The sequence below is a fragment of the Dactylosporangium vinaceum genome (assembly GCF_019904175.1).
GTDB classification, from domain to species: domain Bacteria; phylum Actinomycetota; class Actinomycetes; order Mycobacteriales; family Micromonosporaceae; genus Dactylosporangium; species Dactylosporangium vinaceum.
Genome location: NZ_CP061913.1, coordinates 2,570,802 through 2,584,012, shown reverse-complemented (window position 1 = coordinate 2,584,012; position 13,211 = coordinate 2,570,802). Strand labels below are relative to the sequence as shown.

Genomic DNA, 13,211 nt, shown 5'->3' with positions numbered 1-13,211 from the left:
CGGACACGTCGCTGGGTCCTTGTCACGTTGACCCGCGGCCCGACCGTCCCCGCGCCGATACACTGCCGGTCGCCGGCGTGTGGTTGCGGTCCGCCTGAGCACCTGCCTGCCGGATGCGGTCGACCGGCGACATCGTCACCGTGGACCGATCGCCCGGAGCGGCCACGACACCGCCGCTCACGTGCGCCTTCTCTCCGGGACGGCATGCACCCAGCACGACGGGCCATGCACGCCGGCGCCGTGAGTGGCTTGTCGAGGGCTCGGCGCGCGCGTGTGAGCTTTTGCAGTACAGACGCAGAAGTTCTTTGATTTTCTACAAAAGTTCGACCACCTCTAGCGAAACGGTAGCGATCGATCTACGCTGGCAATCCAGCGACATTCGGCGATGTCGCCCCATCCATGAATCCCAATCGACACGTTCCTCACCGCTAGGAGGAGCCCGTGCGTACGGGTGTGTGGCTGGTTGGCGCGCGCGGTTCTGTCGCCGTCACCAGCATTGTCGGGGCCGTTGCACTACGGGCCGGGTTGACTGAGCCGGTCGGGTGCGTCACTGAACATCCGCGATTGCGGAGCGATGCGCTGCCGGGGTACGGGGACCTCGTCTTCGGCGGCCACGATGTCGTCAATACCGCGCTCGTCAAACGGGCCGAGGCGCTCGCCGCGGCCGGGGTCGTGCCCGCACGACTCGTCGCGGCGCTCCACAGTGAACTGTCCGCCGTGGACGATGACGTGCGCCAGATGCCGCCCGGCGACACCGCCGAGGCCGTCGCCGCGCGTCTGTGTGCAGATATGGACACGTTCCGGCAGAAACACGCACTCGATCGTGTCGTTGTCGTCAACGTCGCGTCCACCGAGCCGGCAATAGTCGCGCAATCCGCGCACAAATCGCTCACGGCGCTGCAGCGTGCGATGGCGCTTCCCGACTTCGCGCTGCCCGCCAGCTCCATCGCGGCGTACGCGGCGTTCAGCGCCGGCTGCGCATATGTCGACTTCACGCCGTCGACGGGTGCGCGACTGCCCGCGTTGCACGAACTGGCGACAGCGAACCGTCTGCCGTACGCCGGGCACGACGGCAAGACCGGCGAGACGCTCGTCAAGTCGGTGCTGGCACCCATGTTCGCCATGCGCAGGCTGCAGGCGACCTCGTGGTCAGGCATCAACCTGCTCGGCGGCGGCGACGGGGCGACACTGGCCGAGCCGGCCGCGAATGCCGCGAAGTCGGCAAGCAAGCAGCGGGTGCTCGGCGAGACGCTCGGGTATGTGCCGGACGGCAATACGCGCATCGAGTACGTGCCCGGACTCGGCGACTTCAAGACGGCCTGGGACCTGGTCACGTTCAACGGGTTCCTCGGCACGGCGATGCGCATGGAGTTCACCTGGCACGGCTGCGACTCCGCCCTCGCCGCGCCGCTGGTGCTCGACCTGGCCCGGCTGACCGCCGCCGCACACCGCAACGGCCGGGTGGGGCCGCTGCCGGAGCTGGCGTTCTTCTTCAAGGATCCGCTCGGCGCCACCGATCACGGCCTGGCCGCACAGTTCGACACCCTGGCCGAGTTCACCGCGAGCCTGACATGAACCGACCACGACGGTCGGACCGGCGCGCACTGCACGAACTCGTCCAGGCACCGGCGGCACTGTCCGTGCCGGGCAACCTCATCGCGGGAGCAGCGGCAGCCAACAACGTCCGACCCCGACGGTGGGACATGCGCGCACTGACCAAACTCGTCCGAGCACCGGCAGCACTCTCCACGCCAGGAGACGTCATCGCGCGAACAACGGCAGCCAACAACGTCCGACCCCGACGGTGGGACATGCGCGCACTGACCGAACTCGTCCGAGCACCGGCAGCACTGTCCGTGCCGGGAGACGTCATCGCCGGAGCGGCGGCAGCCAACGACATCCGGCCCCGGACGGCCGGGCTGGCCGGGGCGAGCGTGCTGCTGTACTGGGCCGGCATGGCCGCCAACGACTGGGCCGATCGCGACATCGACGTGAAGGAGCGGCCCGAGCGGCCCATTCCCTCCGGCCGCATCTCGGCACGGGCCGCGCTCGCCCTCGCCGCCGGGCTGACCGGCGCGGCCGTGGTCGGCGCCGGGCTGGCCGGCGGGCGGAAAGCGCTCAATATCGCGGTGCCGCTGGCGGCGACGGTGTGGGCGTACGACCTCGGCGCCCGCCATCCGGGTGTCATGGCCGCCTGTCGCGCACTGAACGTTCTGCTCGGCGCGAGCGGCGGTGACCTGAAACGTGCAGTCTGGCCGGCTGCGACGGTGTTCGCGCACACGTACACGGTGACCCTGTTGTCCGGTTCCGAAGTGGACGGTGCGACCGCGCGGCTACCGAAGCGGACACTCGCCGGGACGGCGGCGGTGGCGGCGGCGGCCGGCGGGGCGCCGGTGTCGGCCGGGCTGGCGGGGTGGTACGCGCTGCAGTACGGGCGGCCACAGCTCGACGCGGTGCGCGAACCGAGCGCAGCGAACATCCGAAAGTCGGTCGGGGCGGGCATTCTGCACCTGCCCGCATTGCAGGGTGCGCTCATCGCCCGCGCCGGCGCGCCGCTGCTCGGCCTGGCCGTCGCCGCCGCTGCTCCCTTAGCCCGCAGACTTGCGCGGAAGGTGTCGCCGACATGAGCGGGCTGCGCTTCGGGTACGGCACCAATGGTTTCAGCAACCACCGCCTCGACGACGCGCTCGCCGTCATTGCCGACCTCGGGTACGAGGGGGTCGCGCTCACCCTCGACCACCATCACCTCGACCCGTTCGACGCCAACATCTCCCGCCATGTGCGCACGACCGCTCACCGCCTGGACAGCCTCGGGCTGGCCGTGGTGATCGAGACGGGCGCACGATACCTCCTGGACAAGTGGCACAAGCACGCACCGACATTGCTTGACGACGAGCCCGGGCCGCGCCTGGAGTTCCTCCGCCGTGCCGTGCACATCGGCACCGACCTGGGCGCCGAGGCCGTCAGCTTCTGGGCCGGCGTCCCACCCCGCGACCGGCCCCGCGACGAGGCGTGGCGGCGGCTGGTCGGCGGGTGCGCCGAGGTGCTGGGCGCGGCCGAGGGCGCCGACATGCCGCTCGGCTTCGAGCCGGAGCCGGGCATGCTCGTCGAGTCCATCGCGGACTGGGAGCGGCTGCGGGCCGACCTCGGCGCGCCTGTCCACTTCGGCCTGACGCTCGACATCGGCCACTGCCGTTGCCTGGAGCCGCTTCCGGCCGACGAGTGTGTGCGAAAGGCCGCCGGTTCGATCGTCAACGTGCAAATCGACGACATGCGCCGCGGTGTGCACGAGCACCTGGAGTTCGGCACCGGCGAGGTCGACTTCCCGCCGGTACTGCGCGCGCTGTCCGAGATTGGCTACGGCGGGCTCGTCGCGGTCGAGCTGCCCCGCCACAGCCACGCCGCACCGCAAATCGCCCGCCGATCACTGGCGTTCCTGCGCGAAATGGAGGCGCGATGAGCCTCGAAACCCTCCTGCGAACCGAGCTGACCGACACCGTCTGGCTGGACACCGCGCTCGAAACCGTCGCCCGCCAGCCGTCCGCGATCGTCCGGCTGTTCCCGGCGGTGGGGCGGCGCTGCGGACGCTGGATGCTGCCGGAGCCGGCCGGCTGGAGCGTCGACGATGCGGCCAGGGTGCTCCTGCTCCTCCGTCTCAAGGACCAGAGCGACGTGCCGCAGTTGTACCGCCACGGCGACGCGGCCGAGAAACGTGCAGTGCTCCGTGCGCTGCCGCAGCTCGACCTGTCCGCGACAGACATGCGCACAATCCTGCACGACGCCCTGCGCACCAACGACACAAGGCTCGTCGCGGCGGCGCTCGGCCCGGCGGCGCGGGTGCTCGACGCGGCCGCGTGGCGCCAGGGAGTACTGAAGGCCGTGTTCATGGGGCTTGCCTTGCCGGACATCGCCGACCTCGATGAACGCGCCGACGCGGAGCTCACCACGATGCTCGCCGGCCTGGCCGAAGAGCGCCGAGCCGCCGGCCGTTCTCTGGCCCCCGACGCAGCCGAGCTGCTCGAACGACTGACCACGATGTTCATGAGGCGCGCCGAGGAGCACGGCACCGCCGACCGCTCGCAAGGCGCCGACCCAACCGGGCCGCCAGAGCGCGCATCCGGGGCAGATGACGCCACTGCGTCCGAAGGCGGCGATGCGCAACTGACAGCGACGCCCACCAGCCCCGTCGAGGAGCACTGCGTCGCGGACCATTCCCTGGCCACCGGCGCGGCCTCTGTGACCACCGACGCAGCCGAGCTGCCGGGGCGGCTGCAGCCACAACGCGAGAGGGGCCAGTGATGCGCATCTTCGACCCGCACATCCACATGACGTCCCGCACGACCGACGACTACGAGCGGATGGCCGCGGCCGGGGTCAAAGCGCTTGTCGAGCCCGCGTTCTGGCTGGGGCAGCCGCGCACGAACGCCGGTTCGTTCGCCGACTACTTCGACGCGCTCGTCGGGTGGGAGCCGTTCCGGGCCGGCCAGTTCGGCATCAGCCACCACGCGACGATCGCGCTCAACCCGAAGGAAGCCAACGACCCCCGATGCCGGGAGGTGCTCGCCATCCTGCCCCGCTACCTGGAGAAGGACGGCGTGGTCGCGGTGGGCGAGATCGGCTACGACTCGATGACACCCGAGGAGGACGAGGTCTTCGCCGCGCAGCTCGCGCTCGCGATCGAACACGAACTGCCGGCGCTCGTGCACACGCCGCACCGCGACAAGGCCCGCGGCACTGCACGAACGCTCAGCGTCGTGCACGAATCCGGCATCGACCCGGGCCGGGTGGCCGTCGACCACCTCAACGAGGTCACCGTGGCCGCGGTCGCCGAGTCCGGGTGCTGGATGGGTTTCTCCATCTACCCGGACACGAAGATGACCCCCGAGCGCATGGTGCACATCCTGCGCGAATACGGCCTGGAGCGAATGCTCGTCAACTCCGCCGCCGACTGGGGCCGCAGCGACCCGCTGCTCACCCGCCGCACCGGCGAGGCGATGCTGGCCGGCGGCTTCACCGCCGACGACGTCGACCGCGTGCTGTGGCGCAACCCGATCGAGTTCTACGGCCAGTCCAAGCGCCTCGACCTGCTCACCACGAACACCGCAATCCCGAACCCCGCAACCTCGAACAACGCAATCCCGAACGCCGCACACCCGAGCGCCGCAACCACGAACACCGCAATCCCGAACGCCGCAAACCGGAACACCGCAAATCCGAACACCACAGATCCGAACCGCGCAATCTCGAGCACCGCAAACACCGACGGCCTGGGCAGCGGCGATACCTACGCGGGCAACTCGATCCGGCGCGGGGGTGACTGATGCGGCTGCGGCACCCGGACGGACAGATCGTGCACCTGGCGTACTGCACGAACGTGCACCCCGCCGAGGACCTGGCCGGGATCGTTGCGCAAATGGACACGTACGCGGTGCCGATGCGGGCACGGCTTGACACCGACGTGCTCGGGCTCGGGCTGTGGTTGAGCGCCGGCGTGGCTGCGCAGCTCGCCGCCAACGGGGCTGCGCGGCGACGGCTGCGCCGTGAGCTCGATGTGCGCGGTCTGGAGGTGGTGACGCTCAACGGGTTTCCGTATCGCGAGTTCCATGCGCCGGTCGTGAAGCGGGCCGTGTACTCGCCCGACTGGGCTGATCCGGCGCGGCTGCGGTACACCCTCGATCTGGCTCGGGTCCTTGTCGACCTGCTGCCGGACGACGCGGTGCGCGGGTCGATCTCGACGCTGCCGCTCGGTTGGCGGGAGCCGTGGGACGGGCCGCAGGTGGCGCGGGTCGGGCGGGCTCTCGATGCGCTGGCGCAGGGGCTTGCCGGGCTGGAGGCGCTGACCGGGCGGACGGTGCGGGTGGCGTTCGAGCCGGAGCCGGGCTGCATCATCGAGAACACGCTGCAGGCGACCGTGCACTTGGCCAATGTCGATAGTCGTTTCCTGGGCGTCTGTGTCGACCTCGCGCATCTGGCGTGCCAGTGGGAGGACCCGGTCGTCGCCGTGCAGCGCCTGACCCGGGCCGGGCTGCCCGTCGTGAAGGTGCAGGTCTCGGCCGCGCTGGAGGTGCCCGACCCGGCCGGTGCGCGGGAGGTTCTGCGCCGGTACGCCGAGCCGCGGTTTCTGCACCAGACGCGCACCGCCGGGTGTCGCAATGCGTTCGACGACCTCGACGAGGCGCTCGACGCTGCACGAATGAACACCGCGGTGAGCGGCGAGCCGTGGCGCGTGCACTACCACGTGCCGCTGCACGCGGAAGCCGAGCCGCCGCTGCGCTCGACCACTCCCGTGCTGCGGGCCGGGCTCGCGGCGCTGACCGGCGGGCCGACTGCCGTGTGCGACCACCTCGAGGTGGAGACGTACACCTGGAATGTCTTGCCCTTGGCTCTTCGGCCCGACGGTCCGCGTGCCCTCGCGCACGGCATGGCCGCGGAGTTGGCCTGGGCTCGGGACGCCCTCCTTGACCTGGGGTTGAAGCCATGAGCGAGCCTCCGGCCTCGAGGGGCAGCTGTAGGCCGGCACGGCGACGCACGCCGGCGCCGCCAGGACCGATCGGTCGCTCATCACGGGCGCGGCACAGGGCTCAGGCCGATGCCGCACGCTGCAACGGTGTCGTGGCCGCCTTCGACCGCTCGACCTCGATGACGTCTTCTGCGTGCGCGCCCTCCATCGATATGACGTGCACGCCCACCATCGATATGAACGGTAAGAAACGCAGCAATCTGTTCGCCCACCGTGGGGCCAGGGGCGGAGCTCCAGCGCTTGCCGCAGCTCGCCCACGGCGCCGGTCCGCACATGTCCGTTCGTCCACATCGAGTGTCGCCATGAGCGCCGGTGAGCGCGGCGAATCGGCTGCTTTCGAAAGGCGCGGGGCGACATCACAGTCCGCGGAGGTGTCGGCGTGAGCCGGAAAGTCGTTGTCCTCGATGTCGTGGGGCTTACACCGCGGCTGCTTCCCCACATGCCCAACCTGGCGAAGCTGGGGTCGGCCGTGCCGCTGGAGCCGGTGCTGCCGGCCGTGACCTGCTCTGTGCAGTCGACGTTGCTGACCGGGGAGACGCCGGCCGGGCACGGGATCGTCGGCAACGGGTGGTACTTCCGCGAGCTCGGCGAGGTGCTCCTGTGGCGTCAGCACAACGCGCTGGTCGGCGGCGAGAAGGTGTGGCAGGCGGCGCGGCGGGTCGAGCCGGGCTACACGGTGGCCAATGTCTGCTGGTGGTACGCGATGGGCGCCGACGTCGACTGGACAGTCACGCCGCGGCCGATCTACTACGCGGACGGGCGCAAGGAGCCGGACTGCTACACGTTCCCGCCGGAGCTGCACGACGAGTTGCACGATGCGCTCGGCCCGTTCCCGCTGTTTACCTACTGGGGGCCGTCCGCGGGCATCCCGTCGAGCACCTGGATCGCGCGCGCCGCGCAGCACATCATGCAGAGCAAAGACCCCGACCTGACGCTTGTGTACCTCCCCCACCTCGACTACGACCTCCAGCGCTACGGCCCTGACGACCCGCGCGCCGCCGCGGCCGCCGCTGAGCTGGACGCGGTGCTCGGCCCGCTGCTCGACTCGGCGCGCGAACAGCGACGAACGATCGTGGCGCTGTCCGAGTACGGCATCACGAGCGTGTCGCATCCTGTCGACATCAACCGCCTTCTGCGCACCGAGGGCTGGCTGAACGTGCACACCCAGGACGGCATGGAGTACCTGGACCCGTGGACATCGCGCGCGTTCGCGGTCGCCGACCATCAGATCGCGCACGTGTACGTGCAGCACGCGCACGACGTCCCCGCTGTGCGCAAGTTGTGCGAATCGCTGTCCGGGGTGAGCGAAGTGCGCGACGGGCTCGGCCATGTGCGCGCCGGTGAGCTCGTCCTGCTGGCCGAGCCGGACGCCTGGTTCACGTACTACTACTGGCTCGACGACAAACGCGCGCCCGACTTCGCGCAGCTTGTCGAGATTCACCGCAAGCCCGGGTACGACCCCGCCGAGCTGCTCTTCGACCCGGCCGGGCCCGGTGCGGCCAAGGCGCGGGCCGGACTGGCGTTGCTGCGCAAAAAGCTGGGTTTCCGGTATCGCATGAGCGCGATCGGTCTGGATGCCGGCGCCCGGGCGATCAGGGGTTCACACGGCCTGCTGCCGACCGATCCGGCCGACGGACCCGTGTGGCTGTGCGACGACCCCGCGTTCAACCCGACGAGCGTTCGCGCAACCGACGTCAAGCGCCTGCTGCTCAACCTGGCCGACCTCACCCCGGCAACCGGCGATGCGCGCACCTGACCGATACACCCCGGTGTCCAAACGCGCACCGACGCCCACGCACCCGCGACCGGCACGCACAACGGCGAGGCGACCCAACACCCACCCACGTCCACAACGCGCACCGACGTGCAAGCAACGTGCACCAACGGGCAAGCAACGTGCACCAACGGGCAAGCAACCAAGGCAACCGCGGCGACCGCCGCAACCGCGGCGACCGCGGCGACCGCGGCGACCGCGTGCGGACCGGCGCCTCGTCGACCTTCGTGAGTGAGCACTCGGCGAGACGAACCCTGACCTGAGTGATGGACGAACCTGAGAGGAATCACAGGTAGCACCCCTAAGGAACAGCTTTCAGGTGCGTTCCGGATAGGCGCGCGGGTGTACGGTCCGTAGTCTCGGCGACGTGACACTCATCGAGACGCGGGCGCTGACGAAGCGCTACGGGGGTGGCGTCACCGCCCTGTCGGAGCTGACCTTGGCCGTTGAGCCGGGGATCATCGGTCTGGTCGGGGCCAATGGCGCCGGAAAGTCCACATTCATCAAGATCATGCTGGGTCTCCTGCCGCCCTCCGACGGCGAGCTTCGCGTCCTGGGGCTCGACCCGACCACGCACGCCGAGCAGGTGCGCTCGCGGGTCGGGTACATGCCGGAGCACGACTGCCTCCCGGGCGAGGTGTCGGCGGCCGAGTTCGTCACGCACCTTGCGCGAATGAGCGGTCTTCCGGCTACCGCCGCACGCGAGCGTGCATCGGAGGCGCTGCGGCACGTCGGGCTGTACGAGGAGCGGTACCGGCAGATCGGCGGCTACTCGACGGGCATGAAGCAGCGGGTGAAGCTGGCCCAGGCCCTGGCCCACGACCCGGACCTGCTGCTGCTCGACGAGCCGACGAACGGCCTCGACCCGGCCGGGCGCGACGCGATGCTGGAGCTGGTCCACCGGATCGGCACCGAGTTCGGCATCTCCATCGTCGTGTGCTCGCACCTGCTCGGCGAGGTCGAGCGGATCTGCAACTCGATCATCGCCATCGACGGCGGCCGGCTGCTGCGCTCGGCGACGGTCGAGGACATGACGACGAGCCGGGACGTGCTCATGGTCGAGGTGTCCGAGGGCGTCGACCAGCTCACCGCCCGCCTCGCGGAGCTGGGCATCTCGGCCAGCCGCGACGGTGCCGCGCTCAACGTGCCGCTGGACAGCGAGGACATGTACGACCGCATCCTCGTCGCCGTGGCCGAGCTGGACCTGCCGCTGCACCGGCTCGACCAGCGCCGCCACCGGGTGGCCGAGCTGTTCCAGACCCACTCCGTCACCGCACCCGCGCTGAGCGCTCAGGAGGCCGGCCGTGGCGCCGCAGACTAGTGTCATCCATGACATCGGCTACCAGCGATACACGGGGCCGCGCCTCGGCCGCTGGTACGCCAACCGCTCCCTCTACGAGCACAGCGTCCGCGCGGCGTTCGGCATCGGGCGCGGGGCCAAGGCCAAGATCTTCCCCTGGATGATCATCGGCATCGTGCTGCTGGTCGCGGTGGTCGTCATCGCCTACCGGTCGATCAGCGGGCAGACCCTGATGTCGTACCGCGCCTACGTCGACGGCCTCAGCTACCCGGTCATGCTGTTCCTGGCCATCGTCGCCCCGGAGCTGGTGTCCAGGGATCTGCGCGACCGCACGCTGCCGCTGTACTTCTCCCGCCCGCTGTCGCGCACCGACTACGCGCTGGCCAAGTTCGGCGCCATCGGCACCGCGGTGATCATCCTGCTCGCGGTACCGCAGCTGCTGATCTACATCGGCGCGGTGTTCACCCGCACGGACGGCTTCTCCGGCGCCTGGGACGAGCTCGGCGACCTCGGCCCCGGCCTCGCCGCCGCGCTGATCCGGGCGCTGATCCTGGGCTCGATCTCGCTGCTCGTCGCGTCGCTGTCGGGCCGGCGCGCGTTCGCCGCCGCGTTCATTGTCGGCGTCTTCCTCATCACCTCGCCGATCGCGGCGATCCTGGCCACGCTCGGCAACGACACCATCCAGCACCTGGCGTTCCTGGTGAACCCGATGTTCCTGATGATGGGCGTGGAGCAGTGGATGTTCGGCGCGCCCGAGAACGGCGGCATGCCGATCGGCAATCTCGGCTGGGCGTACGGCGTCGGGGCCGTGGTCCTGTTCGGCGGCTCGCTCCTGCTCCTGCTCCAGCGTTACCGGAAGGTGGCCGCCTGAGATGAGTACTGTCGATCTGCAGCACGTCTCGCGGTGGTACGGCAATGTCGTCGCCGTCAACGACGTGACGATGACGCTCGGGCCGGGGGTCACGGGTCTGCTGGGCCCGAACGGCGCCGGCAAGACCACGCTCCTGCACATGATGTCCGGCTTCCTGGCGCCCTCGCGCGGCTCGCTCACCGTGGACGGCGCTCCCACCTGGCGCAACCCGGACGTGTACCGCACCCTCGGCCTCGTGTCCGAGCGCGAGAGCGTGCACGGCTTCCTGACCGGGCACGAGTTCGTCCTCGCCAGCGCCAAGCTGTTCCGGCTCGCCAACCCGGACGAGGCGGCCCGCCGGGCGATCGCCCTGGTGGAGATGGAGCCGGCCCAGGACCGCCGCATCGACACCTACAGCAAGGGCATGCGCCAGCGCATCCGGGTCGCGGCCGCGCTCGTGCACGAACCGAGCGTCCTGCTGCTCGACGAGCCGTTCAACGGCATGGACCCGCGGCAGCGCTTCCACATGATGGACCTGCTGCACAAGATGGGCGACGACGGCCGCACCGTGCTGTTCTCCTCGCACATCCTGGAGGAGGTCGAGCAGGTGTCCGGGACCGTGCAGGTCATGGTGGCCGGCCGCCTGGCCGCGTCCGGCGAGTTCCGCACGATCCGGCGCCTGATGACCAACCGCCCGCACGTCTTCACCATCCGCTCCAGCGACGACCGCCGCCTCGCGGTCGCCCTGATGGCCCAGGACTCGGTCGCCGGCGTCGACATCGACACCACCGGCCTGCAGGTGCGCGCGTCCGACTACGGCACGTTCACCCGGGCCCTGCCGAGGGTCGCGCTCAAGGAGGGCGTCCGCGTGCGCCGCCTCATCCCGGCCGACGAGTCCCTGGAAAGCGTCTTCTCCTACCTGGTGGGTGCCTGATGAACGCCACAGTCGCGATGATCACCACGCGGGGCCTGCTCGGCCGCCGCCGGATCTGGCTCCTGGTGCCGCTCCCGCTGCTGCTCATCGGCCTCACCCTGATCGTGAAGGCGTTCGGCCCGGCGCCCGCCGAGTGGGGCGAAGGCGTCATCGGCGGCCTCGGCTTCTCCGCGGTCCTCCCGGTGATCGCCCTGATCATCGGCACCGGCGTCCTGGGGTCCGAGATCGACGACGGCACGATCACCCACATCCTGAGCAAGCCGCTGCCCCGCTCGGAGATCATCCTCACCAAGCTGGCCGTGGCCACCGGCGTCACCGCGGTCTTCGCCGGCGTCCCGCTCTTCGTCGTCGGCCTGATCGCCGGCGAGCCACCGCTGGCGTTCGCCCTGTTCGTCGGCGGCGTCATCGGCTCCCTGGCCTACTGCTCGCTGTTCGTCCTGCTGAGCGTGCTGAGCCGGCGCCCGGTGCTCGTCGGCCTGGCGTACGTCGTGCTCTGGGAGGGCGTCCTGGGCAACATCCTGACGGGCACGCAGAAGCTCTCCATCCAGCAGTACGTCCAGGCGATCGTCGACTGGCTGGCCCCGACCGACCTCCTGCACGGCAACGTCGCCGTGCCCCTGAGCCTGGTCATGGCCGCGGTGTTCACACTCGCGTCGACGCTCTACGCGATCCAGCGGCTGCGCACGCTGTCCATCGCCGGCGAGACCGGCTGACCACGTTGCAAGAGCCAAGGGCGGAGCATTTCGGGTGTACTCCGAGTGCCCCGCCCTTGCACCACTGCCCTGTGCGGTAGTCAGCGCCGGAAGTACCACCGTTCGACGGCCGTCCAGAGCCCGGTGGTCACCAGGTAGATCCCCGCCGCGACGGGCACGAACGCCGCGAACACCACGGTGCCGAACGACAGCACCCGCACATACCGCGGCGACCCCTCCGGCAGTTGCCGCACGTTCCACACGGCGATCCCGGCCAGCGCGCACACGATCAACCATCCGGCGAGCAGCGCGGGCTGCGCGGAGAGCCGCTGGGTGAGGTCGGCGCCGAGCAGGTCGTATCCGCGCATGCCGCCGTTGGTGAACTCCCGGTACAGCACCCAGGCGAACGGTGCCTGCGCGAGCATCGGCAGCAGCCCGGCAAACGGCCCCGACCCGGCCTCCCGCATGAGCGCCGCCGACTTCTCGGCCAGCACGACGGGCTCGTGCCCGTGCCGCTTCCGCAGCCCGGCAAGCGCCGGCGCCAATGACGCCCGTATCCGCTCAGCCCGATATGCACGAACGCTCAACGGCAACAACCCGGCCCGCAACACCAGCGACGCCACCACAATCGCCGCCGGCACCGATCCCAGCACCCCGGCGAGCACGAGCAGCACATGATGCACCACAACCTCGACCCTTCTGGTCAAGAACGTCAAACGAAACCACGCGCAGGCACCAGCCGAGCCAAACGCGCACAGATGTGCGCCGCACAGGGCCGAGCCCCGAGCGACACCAGCGCCAAGCCCCGAAAACCGAGGCCGGCCATGTCGATCTCGTTGAAGATGTGCATTCGCGCACCGGACGAACAGCCCACGCACACCACGAGCAGAGCCGCCGCCGAGACCCGCCCAGCCCCAGCCGCCGCCAATGGACAACCACAGCCAAACCGTCCGACGATCGCCCGCACCGCAACGCGCTCACAGCAGCCGAGCCGACCACCAAGCCCGAAGACGCTCAGGGGCCAACGCAGCCGAGCCGCCGCTGCGGCCGATCGGGCTAGGTCAGACGGGCAGACTCCTCACGCGAGACGCGGCCACGCTGCCGGTCAACGGTCGCCAAGGCGCCGCGAAGCAGGTCAGCC

Annotated in this window: 11 protein-coding genes and 1 pseudogene; 11 read left to right on the top strand and 1 reads right to left on the bottom strand. The window is 70.1% G+C overall.

The genetic code is table 11. The features are described from left to right. The first annotated feature begins 441 nt into the window (after positions 1-441). The 11 genes and pseudogenes from Dvina_RS11310 to Dvina_RS11260 all read left to right on the top strand — a co-directional run bounded on the left by Dvina_RS11310 (position 442) and on the right by Dvina_RS11260 (position 12,091). Positions 442-1,575: an inositol-3-phosphate synthase gene (locus Dvina_RS11310; protein ID WP_223102403.1), complete on the top strand. Its 1,134-nt coding sequence runs from the start codon at positions 442-444 to the stop codon at positions 1,573-1,575. Positions 1,576-1,703: 128 nt separating this feature from the next. Beyond that, the gene (locus tag Dvina_RS11305; RefSeq protein ID WP_343217157.1) at positions 1,704-2,627 is read left to right on the top strand and encodes an SCO3242 family prenyltransferase; all 924 of its coding nucleotides are present in this window, start codon (positions 1,704-1,706) and stop codon (positions 2,625-2,627) included. Continuing rightward, positions 2,624-3,460 carry a sugar phosphate isomerase/epimerase family protein gene (locus Dvina_RS11300; protein ID WP_223102402.1) on the top strand — a complete coding sequence of 279 codons (837 nt, stop codon included), beginning with the start codon at positions 2,624-2,626 and terminating at the stop codon, positions 3,458-3,460. Before Dvina_RS11305 ends, Dvina_RS11300 begins: the two co-directional genes overlap by 4 nt. Continuing rightward, positions 3,457-4,299, top strand: a complete 843-nt coding sequence (locus Dvina_RS11295; protein WP_223102401.1) for an EboA domain-containing protein — start codon at positions 3,457-3,459, stop codon at positions 4,297-4,299. The genes Dvina_RS11300 and Dvina_RS11295 overlap by 4 nt, the downstream gene beginning before the upstream one ends. Further along, positions 4,299-5,138, top strand: a pseudogene (locus Dvina_RS11290) (TatD family hydrolase); the annotation flags it as partial. The gene Dvina_RS11295 and the pseudogene Dvina_RS11290, both read left to right, overlap by 1 nt. Positions 5,139-5,320: 182 nt before the next feature. After that, positions 5,321-6,481 (top strand): metabolite traffic protein EboE, encoded by a 1,161-nt coding sequence (gene eboE, locus Dvina_RS11285; protein WP_223102400.1) that lies wholly within the window; start codon positions 5,321-5,323, stop codon positions 6,479-6,481. A 418-nt stretch (positions 6,482-6,899) separates the two neighbouring features. Beyond that, complete coding sequence (locus tag Dvina_RS11280; RefSeq protein ID WP_223102399.1) at positions 6,900-8,276, top strand: alkaline phosphatase family protein; 1,377 nt, start codon at positions 6,900-6,902, stop codon at positions 8,274-8,276. 385 nt (positions 8,277-8,661) lie between these two features. After that, the gene (locus Dvina_RS11275; protein ID WP_223102398.1) at positions 8,662-9,615 is read left to right on the top strand and encodes an ABC transporter ATP-binding protein; all 954 of its coding nucleotides are present in this window, start codon (positions 8,662-8,664) and stop codon (positions 9,613-9,615) included. Next, on the top strand, positions 9,599-10,465 hold the full coding sequence (locus tag Dvina_RS11270; RefSeq protein ID WP_223102397.1) for an ABC transporter permease: 867 nt from the start codon (positions 9,599-9,601) through the stop codon (positions 10,463-10,465). The genes Dvina_RS11275 and Dvina_RS11270 overlap by 17 nt, the downstream gene beginning before the upstream one ends. Before the next feature lies 1 nt (position 10,466). After that, the gene (locus tag Dvina_RS11265; RefSeq protein ID WP_223102396.1) at positions 10,467-11,378 is read left to right on the top strand and encodes an ABC transporter ATP-binding protein; all 912 of its coding nucleotides are present in this window, start codon (positions 10,467-10,469) and stop codon (positions 11,376-11,378) included. Continuing rightward, the gene (locus Dvina_RS11260) at positions 11,378-12,091 is read left to right on the top strand and encodes an ABC transporter permease subunit (protein WP_223102395.1); all 714 of its coding nucleotides are present in this window, start codon (positions 11,378-11,380) and stop codon (positions 12,089-12,091) included. Before Dvina_RS11265 ends, Dvina_RS11260 begins: the two co-directional genes overlap by 1 nt. An 80-nt stretch (positions 12,092-12,171) precedes the next feature. Here Dvina_RS11260 and Dvina_RS11255 read toward each other — a convergent pair whose 3' ends face one another. Beyond that, positions 12,172-12,756 (bottom strand): YidC/Oxa1 family membrane protein insertase, encoded by a 585-nt coding sequence (locus Dvina_RS11255; protein WP_223102394.1) that lies wholly within the window; start codon positions 12,754-12,756, stop codon positions 12,172-12,174. Positions 12,757-13,211: the final 455 nt, after the last annotated feature.